The 17647-nt window shown below is 70.5% G+C and carries 15 protein-coding genes; 8 read left to right on the top strand and 7 right to left on the bottom strand.

Translation table 11 applies throughout. From position 1 onward, the window contains the following. The first annotated feature begins 261 nt into the window (after nucleotides 1–261). A complete protein-coding gene (locus HNR07_RS15625) occupies nucleotides 262–693 on the top strand; it encodes a CBS domain-containing protein (RefSeq protein WP_184365628.1) in 432 nt (143 codons plus the stop codon). A gap of 38 nt (nucleotides 694–731) precedes the next feature. Here HNR07_RS15625 and HNR07_RS15620 read toward each other — a convergent pair whose 3' ends face one another. Next, complete coding sequence (locus tag HNR07_RS15620) at nucleotides 732–1037, bottom strand: hypothetical protein (RefSeq protein WP_184365627.1); 306 nt, start codon at nucleotides 1035–1037, stop codon at nucleotides 732–734. A 308-nt stretch (nucleotides 1038–1345) separates the two neighbouring features. On the opposite strand from HNR07_RS15620, the gene HNR07_RS15615 reads away from it, so the two are divergent. Continuing rightward, nucleotides 1346–3223, top strand: a complete 1878-nt coding sequence (locus tag HNR07_RS15615) for an SPFH domain-containing protein (protein WP_184365626.1) — start codon at nucleotides 1346–1348, stop codon at nucleotides 3221–3223. Then, nucleotides 3224–4699: an SPFH domain-containing protein gene (locus HNR07_RS15610; RefSeq protein WP_184365625.1), complete on the top strand. Its 1476-nt coding sequence runs from the start codon at nucleotides 3224–3226 to the stop codon at nucleotides 4697–4699. A 132-nt stretch (nucleotides 4700–4831) separates the two neighbouring features. On the opposite strand, the gene HNR07_RS15605 is transcribed toward HNR07_RS15610, so the two are convergent. The 3 genes from HNR07_RS15605 to HNR07_RS15595 form a co-directional block, all read right to left on the bottom strand. Beyond that, nucleotides 4832–5020 carry a hypothetical protein gene (locus tag HNR07_RS15605; protein WP_184365624.1) on the bottom strand — a complete coding sequence of 63 codons (189 nt, stop codon included), beginning with the start codon at nucleotides 5018–5020 and terminating at the stop codon, nucleotides 4832–4834. Nucleotides 5021–5318: 298 nt separating this feature from the next. Beyond that, a complete protein-coding gene (locus tag HNR07_RS15600; RefSeq protein WP_184365623.1) occupies nucleotides 5319–5975 on the bottom strand; it encodes a hypothetical protein in 657 nt (218 codons plus the stop codon). 73 nt (nucleotides 5976–6048) lie between these two features. Next, nucleotides 6049–6693, bottom strand: coding sequence for a DoxX family protein (locus HNR07_RS15595; RefSeq protein ID WP_184365622.1), 645 nt, complete (start codon nucleotides 6691–6693; stop codon nucleotides 6049–6051). Nucleotides 6694–6889: 196 nt separating this feature from the next. Between HNR07_RS15595 and HNR07_RS15590 the strand changes: the two genes are divergently transcribed. The 4 genes from HNR07_RS15590 to HNR07_RS15575 all read left to right on the top strand — a co-directional run bounded on the left by HNR07_RS15590 (nucleotide 6890) and on the right by HNR07_RS15575 (nucleotide 11982). Then, nucleotides 6890–7597, top strand: a complete 708-nt coding sequence (locus HNR07_RS15590; RefSeq protein WP_184372077.1) for a ribonuclease HII — start codon at nucleotides 6890–6892, stop codon at nucleotides 7595–7597. A gap of 283 nt (nucleotides 7598–7880) precedes the next feature. Further along, complete coding sequence (locus tag HNR07_RS15585; RefSeq protein ID WP_184365621.1) at nucleotides 7881–10391, top strand: AAA family ATPase; 2511 nt, start codon at nucleotides 7881–7883, stop codon at nucleotides 10389–10391. A 35-nt stretch (nucleotides 10392–10426) separates the two neighbouring features. Further along, nucleotides 10427–11158 (top strand): nucleotidyltransferase family protein, encoded by a 732-nt coding sequence (locus tag HNR07_RS15580; protein WP_184365620.1) that lies wholly within the window; start codon nucleotides 10427–10429, stop codon nucleotides 11156–11158. A gap of 44 nt (nucleotides 11159–11202) precedes the next feature. After that, the gene (locus HNR07_RS15575) at nucleotides 11203–11982 is read left to right on the top strand and encodes a tyrosine-protein phosphatase (RefSeq protein WP_184365619.1); all 780 of its coding nucleotides are present in this window, start codon (nucleotides 11203–11205) and stop codon (nucleotides 11980–11982) included. A 24-nt stretch (nucleotides 11983–12006) separates the two neighbouring features. Here the strand turns inward: HNR07_RS15575 and HNR07_RS15570 are convergent, their stop codons facing one another. From HNR07_RS15570 to HNR07_RS15560, 3 genes are all read right to left on the bottom strand, one after another. After that, nucleotides 12007–12786, bottom strand: a complete 780-nt coding sequence (locus tag HNR07_RS15570) for an alpha/beta hydrolase (protein ID WP_221318828.1) — start codon at nucleotides 12784–12786, stop codon at nucleotides 12007–12009. A gap of 23 nt (nucleotides 12787–12809) precedes the next feature. Next, nucleotides 12810–14423 (bottom strand): hypothetical protein, encoded by a 1614-nt coding sequence (locus HNR07_RS15565; protein WP_184372075.1) that lies wholly within the window; start codon nucleotides 14421–14423, stop codon nucleotides 12810–12812. Between the two features lie 241 nt (nucleotides 14424–14664). Next, a complete protein-coding gene (locus tag HNR07_RS15560) occupies nucleotides 14665–14949 on the bottom strand; it encodes a hypothetical protein (RefSeq protein ID WP_184365618.1) in 285 nt (94 codons plus the stop codon). 580 nt (nucleotides 14950–15529) lie between these two features. On the opposite strand from HNR07_RS15560, the gene HNR07_RS15555 reads away from it, so the two are divergent. After that, the gene (locus HNR07_RS15555) at nucleotides 15530–17587 is read left to right on the top strand and encodes a SpoIIE family protein phosphatase (RefSeq protein WP_184365617.1); all 2058 of its coding nucleotides are present in this window, start codon (nucleotides 15530–15532) and stop codon (nucleotides 17585–17587) included. Nucleotides 17588–17647 lie beyond the last annotated feature (60 nt).

The following is a 17647-nucleotide window of genomic DNA, read 5'->3' as shown; positions in this document are numbered from 1 at the left end:
CCGATCCTGTACTGCCTTTCGGTTGACCGTTCCATTGACGATCTGGCCCTCCGGGACGGGCGGGTGCTGAGGACCCGGATCTGCCGCCCGGTCGACAGGACCGGTGATGGCAGGAGCGTGTGGTCGCCCACCCTCCGTGACCAGCTCGTGGTGGGCGAGAACGTCGCACTCGGCGGTGGTGTGGTCCACACCTGTGATTGGCGGGGGAGGGGAGCGGGTAACCCTTCGGCACCCGGTGACAGCCAGCGGAAGGTGGTTCCCATGCTGATAGCCGCGATCCTGCGGGCAAAGGGCCCGGAGGTGGTGAGCGTCGCTCCTGAAGCGACCGTCGCGCAGTTGCTCACCGAGCTCGCCCGTCACAACATCGGCGCCGTGGTCGTCGCCGCGGAGGACGACACGCTCGTCGGCATCGTCTCCGAACGTGACGTCGTCCGACACCTGGAGCGTCGTGGACCGGACCTGCTGTCCGCCCCGGTCTCCGACATCATGACCTCCGACGTGGTCACCTGCACCCCCGATGACTCCGTCGAGGAGATCAGCGAACACATGACCATGCGCCGGTTCCGGCACGTCCCGGTCACCTCCGAGGGGCGGCTGGCGGGGATCGTCAGCATCGGTGACCTGGTCAAGAGTCGTCTACGGATCCTCGAGGACGACCGGGCCCAACTGGAGGCCTACATCCACGGCCGGTAGCGGGACCAGGCCTCCTCCGACCGCGGCCACGCCGTGTCTCAGGTAGCGCGGCGATCGCCCGACGCCACGGCGACGGCCGCGGTCGCGGCGGTCACGGCCAGGACCGCGGGCCAGGAACCGACCTTCTTGGCCAGTGGGTGCGACAGGCCGAAGGCGGCCACGTACACGCCGGTCAGCCCGATCGCGGTGCCCAGGCCCGAGCCGCGGCGCGTGGTCTCGAAGGCGGCGGCGCCGAACCCGGCCAGGACCGCCCCGCCCAGAGGGCGGTTCCCGGTGGCGCGGGCCACCGAGTAGCCGCCGATCAGACCGGCCGTGGTCAGGACAGCGCTGGGTACTGCGGGCATCGAGGACTCCCCGTTTGTCGTGATTGGGTCAGATCGACGATAGTCCCGCTCCGAGAGGCGCGCCATCCGGCACGCGTGTACTGGTCCGGGGAGCGCTTGAACCACCGCTCCGTGCTGATCACCGGGCGGCTGATTCCGCGTCACGCTCGGGACACGAACCATAGGTTTCGGCTGGTGTACGTGCCAGGCTAGGGGCAGACCACTACCGCCTTCCCGTGCGTCTCTCCCGTTCCGGCCTGGAACCGGAAAACTGTACGCAACGTCGAAGCCGATAGTTCCCGACGTCCCGTTACAAGGAGTGCATGCCTATGTCGTTCGCGCAGACCGTGCGCGGCGCGGCCAGTGCGGTAGCCCAGGGGGGCGACCCGCGCCAGGCCGTGACCGACGCAGTCCAACAGGCCGCGGGCCAGGTGGGCGGACAGGGGGCCGGCCAGCGGTCCGGTCAGAGTTCGGAGAGCGGTCTCGACCCGCAGGACTTCGTCGCCGCGCGTGAGCAGGGTGCGTCCGTCGACACCCGTATCGAGCAGAAGACCACCTCGCTCAACAACGCCGGCGAGGCCCTCAACCGCAGCTACTACGAACGCGGCCGCAGCGGCCCCGTTCACGTCATCTGTCCGATGGTCACCCCGCGGGGGCGCACCCTCGTCACCATGCTCCCGGCGATCGCCCTGGTGGTCATCGGTGTCATCGGGTTCTCCACGGTGACGGCGACGGCGATGGTCACCGGCGCCAACCCGCTGCTCAACCCCTTCTTCGGGATCCACTACTGGGTCATCACCCTCGCCGTCACCGGCTTCATGTGGTGGCGCCAGGGCATGGTGATGGTCCCGGACGGCTGCAAGGCCATCATGACGCGGTTCGGGAAGATGGAGGGCCTTCTCGACCCGGGCCGGGTCACGCTGTTCAACCCCTGGAAGCGCGTCTCCTACATCGTCAACACCGAGCGTGAGTACCCGTTCAACGCGCCCATCCGGTCCGCCCCCACCAAGAGCGGTGTCCAGGCCTCGGTCGACCTGTTCGTGCAGTTCAAGATCAAGAAGCCGGACGACTTCGTCTACACCCTGGGCGGTGTCCACGGCTTCCAGGAGAAGCTCAACAACGCCATCAGCGAGACCACCCGCAGCCTCATCTACGAGCAGGAGGCCTCGGCGATCTACGACATGGTCGGCGAGGGCACCCAGGGCCTGCTGACCTCCCTGAACAGCCAGTTCAACGGCATCATCGAGCTGACCAGCGCCAACATCACCCACGCCGAGCCCTCCAGCCAGGAGTACCGGATGGACCTGGCGGCGCCGGAGATGGTGCGGGTGGCCAAGGACGCCTACACCTTCGAGTACGAGCTCCAGCTGCGCAAGGAACAGAACGAGGGTGACCTGAACAAGGAGCTCGCCACCCTCAACGAGACGCTCTCCGCGATCCAGGCCGACATCGCCCAGTACCAGGCGCAGATGGACACCGCCCTGGAGCGTGAGACCAACCGGGCGCGCGCCACCGCCCGCCAGCGGTTCGTGGAGGCCGAGTCCGAGGCCAACGCCAACGCCGCGCTCCTGCAGGCCCAGGCCCTGGACATCCGCGCGGTCAGCGCCGCCGAGGCGCCCGAGATCCTCAACTACCGGTTCCGGGAGAACCTCCTGGACAAGCTGGAGTCGGTCGCGGACAGCCTGCCGCAGGTGCTGCGGATCGGTTCGGGCGACGCCGCCAGCGTCGACTACCTGCGCATCGCCCAGGAGATCATCGGCCAGAGCGACACCGCCCTGTTCTCCGCGCAGGACATGGCCGCGATCCGGGAGCGTCTGGGCGAGATCAACGCCCGTATCTCCCAGCGCGAGCAGGAGATCAACGCCCTCATCGAGGAGGAGGCCAACGAACGCCGCGGCCCCTCCGCCGAGGACCCGGGCGAGGACCTGGTCGAGGAGATCCGCCAGTCGGTGAGCGACGACGCCATCGACGAGCGCATCTCCGAGGTCGCTCCGTCACCGGGTACCGATCCCGCCTCGCCCGCCGAACAGGCTCCGCGCGGCGGCCCGGCCACCCACAGCGGTCAGGCCCCACCGGCAGGGCAGTCCCCGGTCGACGCCCCGCCGCCCTCCGGCGCACCTTTCCATAACCCGCAGGACCCGCAGAACCCGCCGCCGCCCCCGTGGCCGCAGGGCGGTTCCCAGGGCCAGCACCCGGGAGGTCAGTAGATGAGTGAGTCCTTCAACCCCGGCGGCGGCTCCAACATCAAGGAGTCCCTCTCCTCGTGGGGTGACCTCGCGGGTCTGCTGCGCGGCGGTGACCAGGGCGCGATCGTCCCGGTCGTCATACCGCGTGACAACCGCGGACTGCGCTGGACCATCCTGGTGTGGTTCGGCCTGTTCGCGATCAGCAGCGCGCTGATGATGACGCTGAACGCGGCGTTCGGCAGCGGCCTGTCCGGCGTGGCCTACGGCGCCCTGGCGGTGCCCACCCTGATCGTCGGTGTGCTCAGCGTGCTGCTCGGGGGCCTGTGGTGGTGGCGCGGCGCGATCGTGGAGATCGAGCAGGGCACTGACGGCATTCTCACCAAGTACGGCAAGTTCACCGAGGTCATCGGCCCGGGCCGCCACTACCTGTGGCACCCGTGGAAGCGCGTGGACTTCGTGGTGGACACCAGCACGGAGATCCCTTACACGGCCCCGGTACTGGCCTGCCCCACCCGGGAGAACGTGCCGCTGAAGTCGATCGAGTTCTTCCTGAAGTTCCGGATCAAGGACTCGCACAGGTTCGTCCTCACCATCGGTGCGAGCAACTTCGACCTCGTGCTCTCCAGCGCGGTGCAGGACGCCATCCGTCAGCGCAGCCGCATGGTCAACACCGAGTCCGCCTACGACCTGCGTGGCTCGAACGTCGAGGACATGCGCGGCCTGCTCAACAACCAGCTGAGAAAGTACGGCGTCGAGATCACCGGCTGCAACATTCCGGACGTGCAGCTGCCCAACCAGTACCAGCAGCACCTGGCCACCCGGGAGCGGGTCGCCAAGGAGCTGGTCGCCTACGAGCAGGAGTGGGAGCTCACGCGCAAGCGCCGGATCGACACCCTGCTCATGGACATCGAGCGTTCCAAGAAGACCCGCGACGCCAAGATCGTCGAGGTCAACGCCTCCCTCAACAAGGCACGCAAGGACGTGGCGCAGATGCTGGAGGAGCAGGAGACCGAGGCCCAGCGAGTGCGGTACGAGATCGAGACGCGCGGCCGGGCCGACCTGGTCGCCGCCGAGAACGAGGCCAAGGCACAGCGGCGTCTGGCCACCGCCTACCGGGACAACCGGGCGGTGCTGGAGTACGAGCTGGCCCGGCGCCGCCTGGACGTGGGGGCCAACCTGGCCGAGCGCGCACCGCGCCCGGTCGTGGTGCAGACCGAGGGCGGATCCGGTGACGGTTCCGCGCTGTCCACGCTGCTCACCGCGCAGCTGCTGCCGCAGGTCATGAACAGCGCGGGTGGCTCCTCCGCCCGTTCGCTGGGCGCTTCGGCGGCCCAGGAGGCCTTCGAGAGCGCCCAGGGTTCGGTGGCCGCGGCCGCCGCCCGCCAGCAGCAGCTGGCCGAGGAGCACCAGAGCCAGCAGGACACCGCGATGCGCCAGCAGTTCGAGCGCGGTGAGGGTTACGGCGGCAACCAGGGCGGCGGCCGACGCGGTCGCTGACCCCTGGTTCAGTGCCGCCCGGCTCCTTCGGGAACCGTGCCGCCTGGTGCCTGCCAAGAACGGAGGAACGTGCGAGGGGCCCCGCGACATCTCGTGTCGCGGGGCCCCTCCTCTGCCTGTGGAGGAACGCTCTCACGCGGTGAGGGTCAGGGAACCGTACCCGGCGATGTCGATCCCGTGCCGGGCGGCGATCTCCACCAGGTCCTCGATCTCTCCCGCCTGGGCGGTGGCCAGGTCGTCGTCGCCGATGGCGTGGGCACGGCGCAGCGCGGTGATGGAATCGTGGATACGCAGGTGAAGGGTGAGCACGAACTCGCGCATGGAACCTCTCCTCGGGTGGGGCGGCGCTGCCTGGGGGAGAACCTTGAGGGGTGTCTCCCGGGGGACGCCCCCATCTGTACACGCCGAGGGTGAGAGAAGAGTTGGAGCGGGACAGCGCCCGGCAAAGAGCCGGTTAAGGGCCCGGGCCGCCGGTACCCGGGCGGTGCCGTCTGGCGGTGCCATCTGAGAGGGGCCCTGGACAAGGGAGGCCCGGCAGCGCCTCCGGGAGGAGCGCTGCCGGGCGGTGTGGAGTCACAGGCGAGTCAGGGCTACCGCGAGGGTTCACGGCGCGCGGGGATCAGTGGTCCACCCAGACGTACCAGTCACCGGAGATGTGCTCGTAGATCCGGGACCCCTGGCCGGGCACGAAGACCCCGACGGGGATCTCCTCGGTGCTGTGCGCCAGCCCGGCGCGGTAGAAGAGTCCGGCGTCCTCCACCTCGTAGTGGGTGACGTCGTCGGTCACCGAAACGCTGCGCAGCGAGTACATCCCGGTCCACTCCCCGTTGCGGGGGATGGTCGTGGGGTCGGCGATCTCGTCGCGGAGTTCGAGGAGCTGCTCGGCGGAGGCCTGCACGCGCATCTGCAAGGGCACGTCGGCCACGGCCAGGCCCAGAGAGAGGAAGGCGATGAGCGGCGCGGAGATCCAGCGCAGCCAGTAGTGGCGGATCATCGGACGGGCGACGGCCAGCGCGATCCCCAGGCGCAGTGCGCCCATACCGGCCAGGAGCAGCCCGCCGACCATGCCGATGACGAACGTGGGCAGGTGCCCCGCCGGCATGCTGTCCTCGAAGAGAAGGACGAGTCCGATCACCCCGCACGCGGGAATGTAGAGCCGACCGGGCGGGCGCGAGGCCCAACTGATCAGCCGCTGCGCCAGCGTCGGCTTCTCGGCGATCTCGATCAGCTTGGCCACGGACCCGTCAGGGTTCGGGCCGGAAGCTGAGGCGGACATGACGTTCCCCCCACCGAATCCGGGTCATGGTGGCGCGGGCCCCGGGGCAGCCGAAGGGCTCGAACGGGCCGCGTCACAGTCGATACGGCCGTTGTTGTGCGGCCTGTTCCACAGGATAGAGCAGAGGCGGGGCGTGTTCGGGGCGACGGGGCGAAATAGCGGGAGCTTTCCCCCGTGCCGTCGACGGTGCCCGGCGCCGGACAGGTCGGGGCACCAGGGGCCGTGGTGAGAGGACCAGGTAGTCCCAGGACCACCGTCCACCACCCACCGCCATCAGGACGCACACCGCCGTGACCAGCGCGGTCGCTCCCCAGGAGTCGAACGGGGACAGGTGCGCGGCCCCGACGGTGAGGGTGCCGACCACGGCGGACAGGGCCAGGAGCGGCCCGGTGAGCCATGTGAGCAGGCCCACGGCGAAGGCCACGGAGAGCGCGACCAACAGGGCCGGGGCCAACGGCGCTGCGAAGGCGGCGACGGGCATCCCGGCGTCGGACAGTCGCTCGGCGACCAGATCCTCCTGGCCGCGCAGCGCCAGGCCGTACTCTGCGAACACCCAGCCCACGCCCACGCGGGTGGCGGCGGAGATGACGTCGTAGAGGCGGCCGCGCAGGATGGAGGGCTTGGCCGACCGGGTGGCCAGGGTGGATCGGGTGGGACGGGTGGAGCGTTTCGGTGGGGGTTCGGGCCGCATCATCGGCCTGGTGCGCTGCATGTCCATTCCTTTCGGCAACCCGGCGCGGCGGTTCCAACAAGCGGAAACTACCGAAAGTAGCGCTCACTTACCCGGTGTCACTCTCGGAGAGTCGCGCAAAACCCACCGGATTGGGCCCGTCGGTTCCGGCGGGCCCCGGCGGTCCTCGGCCGAACCGGCACGGAAGGTCACCCGCCCGCTCTAGGGTTGTGGCGTGCCGACGATTCGCCAGCAGAACAGCTCCGCCCGCAAGAGCGGCCCGCCTCCCGCGCCCACCCTCGAGATCGAGAGCGAACTCCGCGCCGCGGGTGCGCGCGTGGTGGCCGGGGTGGACGAGGTGGGCCGGGGCGCCTGGGCCGGGCCCCTCCTGGTCTGCGCCGCGGTCCCCGGTCAGGGCGAACCGCCCGCCGGGCTCACCGACTCCAAACGCCTGACCCCGAAACGGCGCCGCGAGCTCGCCGCGCAGATCGAGCCGTGGGTGGCCGATCACGCCTTCGGCTGGTCCGAGGTGGCCGAGATCGACGAGTTCGGTATGACCGAGGCCCTGCACCGGGCCGCCCGCCGCGCCCTGGACGCCCTGGAACCCCGCCCCGACGCGGTGCTCCTCGACGGCCGGCATGACTTCATCGGCCGCCCCTGGCGGGTGCGCACCCAGGTCAAGGGCGACCTGACCTGCGTGAGCGTGGCCGCAGCCGCGATCCTGGCCAAGGTACGCCGGGACTCCCTCATGGCCGAGATCGCCGAGGAGCACCCCGGCTACGGTTTCGAGAAGGCCGCGGGCTACCCCTCGCCCACTCACCGGGCCACCCTGGCCGAGGCAGGGCCCACCCCCTATCACCGCATGAGCTGGGCCTACCTCGACAACCTGCCCCGATGGCGCCACCTGCGCCGGGTGCGCCCCGCCCCCGACGGTCAGATCCCGCTGCTCTGAACCCGCTGCCCCCGGCCGGGGCGCCCGGAACCCGAGGCCCCGAGCGGGCCCGAGCGGACCCGCGACACGCCGCTCCGCACTGGACATCCGGCCCCACTTGGGGCAAGGCTGTTCTCCGGGGTGTGCCCGCCTGCCGCACGGGTGGCCGACCGCACCCGCCCCAAGGAACACGAGCAGCCGCGTTCACGGCCACAGCCACGGTCGCGTCGCGGGTGTCGGCCCCCTCCGACCCCGGCCCGCCCCCGGGCCGACCACGCGACCCCCACGCAGGAAGGGGCTATGGATGACGCGCGAACTGCGCTCCACCGCCGCCGCGCAGGCCGACCGCGCCTCGGGACTGGACCGCCTACGCGCCTTCTACCACCGGATCCCCCTCGGTCGGCGGCTGGTGGCCGCACTGGTGATCGTCACGGTGGTCGCCGTCGTCGCCCTCGTCCTGAGCCTGCCCGTGTTCAGGTTCGTGCTCGGCACCGTGCTGTTGCTGGTGGCCTTCTCCGCCCTGATGCGCTCCCTCGACGCCTTCCTCACCGTGGTGGTCTCGGTGGTGTGGCTGCTCATCGCGGTACCGCTCTTCCAGATCCCGCTCACCGCCCAGCCGGTCACCCTGCTGGTCCTGCCGTTGCCCTTCCTGGTGGCCCTGGCGGCCAGCCGTGCCCGTGAGTTCCCCGTCTGGCACACCTGCCTGCTCGCGCTGACCGCGGGGCTCGTCCTCGGGTTCTCCGTGGCGCTGCTCGGCATGATCGTCGAACCCTTCCCCGGCGGTGCCGGGATCGCCGCGCTCTACGTCGCCGCGGGAGCAGGACTGCTGTGGCGCCTGCTCGCCTCCGGGCAGGTGGCCAAGGAGAGCCGTGAGAACGACGAGAAGCGTAGGGACGGCACGTCCAGACCGCAGCCGGGCGGGGTTCAACCGGGTGGGGGCCAGCGCGGGCCCGCGGGGCCGGGGCCGGGAACCGGTCCCGGCCGCAGGGGGGATGCCGAGAGCGTGCGCGGCCGCGGCTCGGACGGGGTCCGCCGGGGCAAGGCCGCCGAGGACGGCGCCGACGCCGAGGAGGAACCCGTCCCGGTCGACGTGGCCCTGGCCGAGCTCGAGAACATGATCGGCCTGGACCCGGTCAAACAGCAGGTTCGCGGGATCGCCGCCTCCATCGAGGCCGCCCGACTGCGCGCCGACGCCGGGCTCTCCGTGGAGCGTCCCCTGCGCCACCTGGTCTTCTCCGGGCCGCCGGGTACCGGCAAGACCAGTGTGGCCCGCACCCTCGCCACGATCTTCCACTCCTTCGGGCTCCTGCCCACATCCCGGGTCGTGGAGGTCCAGCGCGCCGACCTGGTCGGCGAGTACCTGGGCGCCACCGCCATCAAGACCAACGAGCTCATCGACCGCGCCCTGGGCGGGGTGCTGTTCGTCGACGAGGCCTACTCCCTGGTCAACGAGGGTGACGGCCAGGCTGACCGGTTCGGTAACGAGGCCGTCCAGACCCTGCTCAAGCGGGCCGAGGACGACCGCGACCAACTGGTCGTCATCCTGGCCGGTTACGAGAAGGAGATGGACGCCTTCCTTGCCTCCAACCCGGGTCTGGCCTCGCGGTTCGCCACCCGGATCAGCTTCCCCAGCTACTCCTCCGCCGAGCTGCTCCGGATCGCCGAGAATCTCGTCGCCCAGCGCGGGGACTCCCTCGAACCCGAGGCCGCCCGCACGCTTCGGCAGCGGTTCGAACAGGCGGTCCAGCGCGAGGCGATCGACGAGCTCGGCAACGGCCGCTTCGCCCGTTCCATGGTGGAGAAGGCCTCCCAGGCCCGCGACGTGCGCGTGGTCACCTCGGGGGTGAGCGGCGACGAACCCGGGCTCCGTCCCAGCCCGGACGCCCTGGTCACCGTGCTCACCACCGACGTCGAGACCGCCTACTCCGAACTCACCTCCCGCCTGCCGGGCTTCGGGGAGTCCCCGGGCCTGGAGGAGGCGATGGCCGAACTCGACGGCATGATCGGCCTGGAACCGGTCAAGGAACAGGTGCGCTCCCTGGTGGCGCAGCTGCGGGTGGCGCGGTTGCGTGAGGAACAGGGGCTGCCGCACCAGCCGCCGATGCGCCACTTCGTCTTCTCCGGTCCGCCCGGTACCGGCAAGACCACGGTCGCGCGCGTGCTCGGCCGGGTCTTCTCGGCCCTGGGCATGCTGGGCCGGGCCGAGGTCGTGGAGGCCCAGCGCGCCGACCTGGTCGGTGAGCACCTGGGCGCGACCGCCGTCAAGACCAACCGGCTGATCGACCGCGCCCTGGGCGGGGTGCTGTTCGTCGACGAGGCCTACTCCCTGGTCAACCCCGGTTACAGCGGCGGCGACGCGTTCGGGGCCGAGGCCATCCAGACCCTGCTCAAGCGGGCCGAGGACGACCGCGACCGCCTCGTGGTGGTCCTGGCCGGCTACACCGACGAGATGGACCGCTTCCTGGCCTCCAACGCCGGGCTGTCCTCCCGGTTCAACGTGCGGGTGCGGTTTCCGTCCTACAGCCCCGAGGAGCTGTCCGAGATCGCGGACACCGTGGCGGCCCGCACCGGCGACGTCTTCGACGACACCGCGCGCGAGGACCTGCACAGCATCTTCACGCACGTGTGCGCCACCGGGTGGATCGACGAACTGGGCAACGGCCGCTTCGCCCGTTCGCTCTACGAGCGGGCCTGTTCCCACCGCGACCTGCGGGTCTCCCAGGATGTGGGGGAGTCGGCGACGGCGGCCGAGCTGACCGTGGTCACCAGCGAGGACGTCCGCAGGGCCTACGCCGACGCCACCCAGAACAGCTAGGGATCCTGGTACCCCGTCCTGCTACTGTCCAGTACATGACCGCTTCGCCCTCATCCTCCGCGCCCCCCGTCAAGCAGGCCCTGATCCTCGCCGGTGGACAGGCCACCCGGCTGCGGCCCTACACCGATACCCGCCCCAAGGCGATGGTGGAGGTGGCCGGACGGCCCATCATCGACTACCAGCTGGAGTGGCTGTCCTCGCACGGAGTCGAGCAGGTCGTCGTCTCCTGCGGGTACAAGGCCGAGGTCCTCCGCGAACACCTCGCAGCACGGCGGGGCGGGCCCGAGATCACCCTGCTGGTCGAGGACGAGCCGCTGGGCCGCGGCGGTGCCCTGCGCTACGCCGCCACCGGCCTACGGGACCCCGAAGCCCCGTACTTCGCCCTCAACGGTGACGTCCTCACCTGGTTCCCCCTCGACGAACTGACCGCGCGCCACCGCGCCAAGGGCGCCCTCGGCACCCTGGCACTGGCCCAGTTCCGCACCACCTGGGGCATCGTGGACGTCGACGGGGACGACCGCATCGAGGGCTTCACCCAGAGCCCCCTGCTGCCGGTGTGGATCAACGCGGGCGTCTACCTGTTCGAGCCGGGTCTGACCCCGCTCCTACCGGTCAGGGGCGACCACGAGTCCTCGACCTTCCCCGACCTCGCCAAGGAGGGGAAGCTGGCGGCCTACCGCATCGACGGTTTCTGGCGCGGGGTGGACACCGCCAAGGACGTCAAGGAGGCGGGGGCCGAGATCGAGGCCATGCGCGGGAAGGCCTGACCTGGTTCTGGCGGGGCACCGGGGCTGTAGGTATCGTCACGGACGTGAAGAATGACGGTTTCCTCCTCCCCAGTGCCCCCAACTTCCGCGACCTCGGTGGTCACCGCACGAAGGAAGGCCGCACCGTACGCGACGGTCTCCTCTTCCGCTCCGACGCCCTGCACAGCGTCTCCGAACAGGACCTGCCGACCTACCAGGGCCTCGGCATCCGCCAGCTGATCGACCTGCGCACCCACCACGAACGCGACCGCCTCCCCGACCTGGTCCCCGAAGGCGCGGAGTACGCCGCCGTCGGTGTCCAGAACGCCGAGGCGGCGGGGGCGAACTTCGTCGAGACGCTCGCGGACCCGGAGCGGGCTCGCGCGATGTTCAGCGACGGGGCGGCCGAGCGGTTCATGTTCAACGTCTACCGCGAACTGGTCTCCGACGCCGAGGCCCTGGAGGGCTACCGCGACCTGGTCGAACGCGCGGCCAAGGGGCCCACGTCCCTGGTCTTCCACTGCAGCGCCGGCAAGGACCGCACCGGCTGGGGGGCCGCCCTGCTGCTCACCCTCCTCGGGGTGGAGCGCGAGGCGGTCACCGAGGACTACCTGACCAGCAACGAACGCCAGGCCAACACCGACTTCTGGATGCGCGAACTGTCCAGGCACAGCGGTCTGCCCTGGGAGGACGTGCAGCCCATGACCCGCGTCCGCGCCGACTACCTGGACACGGCCTACACCCACATCGAGGAGCTCTACGGCTCCTTCGACAACTACGTCGTCAACGGCCTCAAGCTCTCCGGCGGCACCATCGAGAGCCTCAAGCAGCGGATGCTGGCCTGACCGCCCGAGTTCCCCGGTAGCGGCTCAGCCCCGTTCGCCCCACACCCCGTCGCGGCTGAAGACCTGCTCGCGGCCCTGTCCGACGCCTTCAGGGGTCCGCGCGGCCTCGGCGCCTTCGGTCGCGTCGACGAGGAGCCCGGCCAGTTCGTGCGGCTGGGAGAACATGGGCCAGTGGCCGGTGTCCATCGTGGCCAGGTTCCAGCTGTCGCCCCTGAGGAGCTCGGCGACGTCGGGGCCGGGTTCGGGGCCGTCGAGGAGGCATTTGACGTAGGTCGCCGAAAGCTCGCCGAGCGGGCGCTCCAGGACCGCCGGTTCGGTCAGTGTCGCCCCGGGATGCGGCCTCGAACCGGCCACGATCCGTGAGATCTGCTCCTCTGTCAGCCCTTGTCCCGCGTACTCGTCGGCGGGCAGCGGCGCCCAGAAGCCTCCGTGTTCGGCGAGGGAGTTCTCCACCATCGCCCGGCCCCCGGGCCAGGCGGACAGGAACGACTCGCCGTCAGCGGGAACGTTGGAATCCACGAACACCACGTGCAGCAGCCGGTCCCCGATCCGCTCGGCCGCCTGGCCGACCGGGATGCCCGAGTAGCTGTGCCCGACCAGGACGACGTCGCGAAGGTCGAGCCGTTCCACCGCGTCGACGATGTCCTGAACGTGCGCCTGCTGCCCGACCGGTTCCGGTCGGTCGCCCAGACCCGAGAGAGTCAGGGGACAGGCCCGGTGCCCGGAAGCCCGGAGCTCTGGGACCACCCCGTCCCACGCCCACGCACCGAGCCAGGCCCCTGCCGCCAATACGAGATTCGCCATGCCGGAGAAGCTAGTGCAGCCCCTCAGAGGGCGTCCAGGCGGCGGCGGAGGTCGCTCTCGCTGGTGGCGCTGAACAGGACCTCGGTGAGGGCGGACAGGACCGTGGGGCGGTCCTGGCCCTGGTCGAGCATGCGGCGGGCCGCCGCCCACAGGTTGGCCGGGCGGCCGTCCCACAGGCGTTTGGCGAGGCGTTCGTGGCGGTCCAGTTCTCGTTCGCGCTCGGGGTCCCTGCCGGTGACCGGGCGGTACCAACGGTCCTGGCCGGTGGAGTGGTGGCGGCCGTTGTGCGGAGTGGCGGCCTCGTACTCGCCGTAGTGGTCCAGCCGCAGCAGCGCCCGGCGGCCCTTGGAGGTGTCCGGGTCGAACTCCTCCGGCGCACCCGTGACGATCTCGCTGGCCAACAGGGGGAAGGCGAACATCCTGCGGGCCAGGGAGGCGAAGTCGCCGTCCGGGAGCAGACGGCGCACCGCCTCCTGGCGCAGGCCCAGAGGGCGGGCCGGATCGCGGTAGGTCTTGGTGAAGGCCGAGGTGGTCTCCCAGACCGCGTCCAGGGTCGCGCCGACCAGGGCCTCCGGCAGCTGGGTGCGGGAACCGGCCCAGCGCACCCAGGCCGCCAGGACGTGCGGCATGGACTCCTGCTCCTCGGGCAGCAGCACCACCCGGCCGGGCAGCCAGTGCAGCAGGAACGACTCCACCTTGCGCGGGCTCACCCGCAGCGGCCGTCCGGAGTCCACGTCGCAGCCGTGCGCGATGATGTGGTCCGCGCAGCGGCTCGCCGCGTAGGAGTCCGAGAGTTCGGCCGCCTGGTCCGAGGCGAGGAACCGGGCGGCCAGTACGGCGCGGCTGTCGCGCCGCCACACCGGGACGGGCGAGGTCGGCACTCCCTCGGGCGGCTGGGGGAGGCGCTGCACCCGGGAGGCGACCAGCGCGAAGTGCGCGGCCAGCGAACCCCCGGTCAGGTCGGCGGCGGAGATCCCCACCGGCTCCACCGTGGGCCCGGCGGAAGGGTCCGCGGCGGCGCCCGTGACCACGCGTTCGGTGCGTTCCAGGGCTCGGGAGAGCAGGGCCCTGGCCTCACTCAGCTCCAGTTGTTCGAAGTGGGCGAAGTCGTCGCCGCGGGCGCGTTCGCGACACTGTTCGAGCAGCAGGTCCACCTTGGTGGTCACCCACACGTCGCGCAGCAGTCCGCCGCTGTTGTGGTCCAGGACCAGGATCAGGGCGTGCTCGGGCGGTAGCGAGCCGCCGCTGTCCGGCGCGTCCCGGCTGAACACGCACACGACGTCGTCGGTGTCGCCGAAGCGGTCGTTGCTGACGTACACGGCCACGGGGGTCACCGCGCCGAGCTGTGCGGCCCAGGCCGGGGCCTGCAACCCCCGCTCGCGCAGGGCGATCATCCCCTGTTCGGCCAGCTCCCGCTGGGAGGCGGAGGTGCCCAGCGCGGTGATCGCGGCCAGCACGCCCAGCCCCGCCGGCTTGCCGGAGGCGGTGGCGTGCGTGATCAGCCCCTCGCCGAGCAGCCGCTCGACGTCCACCCCTGGTAGCCGCTCGCCCCACCAGGTGCCCAGAAGCTCGCTGAAGGCCAGCTCGGCGTCGAGCGGGTGCCGCATGGCGAGCAGCGCTCTGGCCGCGCGCAGCATCTCCTCGAAGGCTGCGGCGGGAACGTCGGGGCCGGTGGGTGAGGGCGAAGGGGAGGGCACGGTCTGAAGCGTATGCCAGTTGGAACAGGGTGTGCTCCCGCTTGTGGACAACGGGACCAAAGCCTGTGGAGATCGGGCCGTGCGGCCCGTGTGACGCCGGATCCCCGAGTGGCGACGACCCGCGGACAGCACGGAGCCGGGCACGAACCCCAGAGGTCCGTGCCCGACTCCGTGCGTCGGTTCAGCGCGGTTCGGGAACCGCTCGGTGACCGGCGAACAGTGTGGTTCCCGGCCGACGGAGGCTCTTTCGTACGGTTGAGGGCGGCACGGAGTTCACCATGGCCTCGAGGTGCTCGCGGGCGACCCGCTCGACGAGGTGTGGTGTGACCGTGATGCCCAGGTGTTCGACGCAGTTCCAGGTGTCGCTGACACAGCGCTCGACGCAGCGGTGGGACAGCCCGCTGAACTCGTCGTGTAGCCGCGCCGAGATCTGTCTGAGATCCTGGACCGGGAAGGTCTGGAGCATTCTCGCTCACACCCCTAGCTGAAGATGGCCTGGACGGTGACCTTCACCCATTCCACTTGTTCTGGACGGACTGTCAACCCCTCTCGCGGCACGCTGTTGATAAAACCTGGGGGAGGTGCCGTTTACTCGAGTCACGCCATCACCGCAGGTCAACAAGGCGAAAAGGACGTTTCGGACATATAACAACCCTGTTTCGAAGATTTCGCCGCAAACCGGCCACCCTTGCTCATCGTTGGTAATTATGGGAAAACACGCCCGCAAAACCCCCGGTCGGCTGTGTCGAGGGGGGCCTGTGGCCTAACATTTACCTTCCGTGTCCACGGTAGGTCCCCCGCCCCGACGGCCGTTGCGTGTGAGTCGGTGTGTCTTATGCTTGAGCCGTGACAGCGGCCGAGAGGAGTCATGGAGCGTGACTCCTGGGAGCCGTGGAGCCCCCGACCGGAATCGGCGCCGCGTACCCCGCGCCACAGCGCCGTCGCGAACGGGCGGTGGGCACAGGTGCGCAGGGGACCACGCGGTCCAGAAAAACCCCCATCGAAACACGGCTGGGGAATCCGACGGTTCCGGAGGTGTCGAGCAGTTGAGCGCCGAGACGTCCATTCCCCCACCCCGGATCAGCGTGGCGGAACTGCCAGACGCGGTGAAATCCCTCCTCACCGACGCCCCCATCGGATTCGCGCTCCTGGGCCCCGACGACGTCTTCGTCTCCATCAACCCCCGCATGGCCACCGTCTTCGGCAGCACCCCCGCCCGCTGCCTGGGCCGCACCCCCGACGAAGCCCTGAGGCAGGCCGACGACCCCGCCGGGGCCGTTGCCCACCGCGACTCGGTGCGGAGCGTGCGTGAGAGCGGTCACGCCGTACGCGGCCGCCACCGCACCCCCTCCGGGCAGACCTGGCACCTGACCTGGTTCCCGGTCAACGACCCCGCCAACGGGGACCAGCACATCGCGCTCATCGCCGCCCGCGACCACGAGGACGGCGCTTCCCACCGCGAGGATCAGCGCCTGCGCGCCCTGCTCCAGGCGGGCAACCAGATCGTCTGGTCCGCGGGCCCCGGCGGCGACATCCGCGAGGACTGCCCCCAGTGGCGGACCATCACCGGCCAGGACCTGGACGCCTACCTCGGCCGTGGCTGGCTCGACGCGCTCCACCCCGACGACCGGCCCCGCGTCGCACGGGCCTGGGAGGACGCCGTCCTGGACGTCACGCCCTTCGACGCCATGTTCCGCGTGCGCACCCGTGCGGGCGGCCACATCCACTACCGGGCGCGCGCCAACCCGATCATGGACGGAGCGGAGACCGCCGAGTGGGTCGGCACCCTGGTCGACATCACCACCGAGCGTGAGGCCGACGAACTCCGCCAGCGGCTCAACCAGCAGCTCAGCGAGGCGGCCATGCGCACCGCCCGCCTCCAGAAGGCCACCTCCGACCTCGCTGAGGCGCTCACCGCCGACGAGGTCGTCCAGGCCATGTCCGAGATCGGCCGCTCCGGCGTGGGCGCCGACCACACCTCCGTGGCCCTCTTCGACCGGGACCGGCTGCGCCTGCGGATGCTCTCCGCCGACGGCTGGGTGGGCCTGCCCGAGCGCGGTTTCTCGCTGGACTACCCCGACGTCGCGGCCAGGGCGGTGGCCGAGCAGACGCCCATCCTGGCCGCCAGCCCCACCGAGCTGCGCGAACTCACGGAGAACGCGCCCGAGGTCGAGGCCCTGCTCGAACGCACCGGGGAGCGCGCCTGGGTGGCGCTGCCGATGATGGCCGCTGGCCGCCCCATCGGGGCCCTGCGCTTCTCCTTCGACGCCCAGCGCGACGTCACCGACGAGGAGCGCGTCTTCCTGGAGGCGCTCGCCGGGCAGTGCGCCCTGGCCATCGGCCGGGCCATCGTCTACGAGCGCGAACACGGCACCGCCGAGGAGCTCCAGCGCAGCCTGCTGCCCGAGGAGCTCCCCCAGGTGGCAGGGGTGCGGCTGGCGGCCTACTACCGGTCGGGCTCACAGCACGTGCAGGTGGGCGGCGACTGGTACGACGCCTTCCTCCTGTCCGACGGCCGGGTCGCCGGGGTCCTCGGCGACGTCATGGGCAAGGGCATCCAGGCCGCCGCGGGAATGAGCCGGATCCGTAACGCGTTGCGCGCACTTGCGTTCTCCATGCCCGAACCGGCCGATGTGTTGACCGGACTCGACCGCATGTTCACGGCCACAGAGGGAATGGACCAGGTGACGACCCTGGTCTACTTCGTCCTGGACCCGGTCACCGGACAGCTCGACCTCAGCAACGCGGGTCATCTTCCGCCGCTCGTGGTCGCCGGGAACGCCGGGCCCTCGCTGCTCGACACCGAGCCCGACACACCGCTCGGCGTCAGCTCTGCGAGGGGTCATCACAAATTCTTCGTCCAACCCGGTAACACTGTCGCCCTCTACTCCGATGGACTGGTTGAGAACCGCAAACGATCCGTCGACGCCGGTCTCGACGAACTCGTCAGGGTGGCGTCCGCGGCTCAGCCCGAAGTGGTGGGCGATCCACAGCAGATGCTGGAGTACCTTGTTGAGAGCATGCTCGAAGGGTATGAGCAGGACGATGATGTCACTCTGCTCGCCGTTCAGCTTCCGGTGATCGATTCCGCGACGGAGCGGTAGACCGTACGAACAAGTCCATTGCCTTGCCTACAGTGAAGAAGCCGCCGCGCCCCGCGAAGC

This window comes from Nocardiopsis metallicus, from assembly GCF_014201115.1.
Taxonomy (GTDB): Bacteria; Actinomycetota; Actinomycetes; order Streptosporangiales; family Streptosporangiaceae; genus Nocardiopsis; species Nocardiopsis metallicus.
Note: the sequence above shows the minus strand (reverse complement) of the source record. Positions and strands in the feature narration are given on the sequence as shown.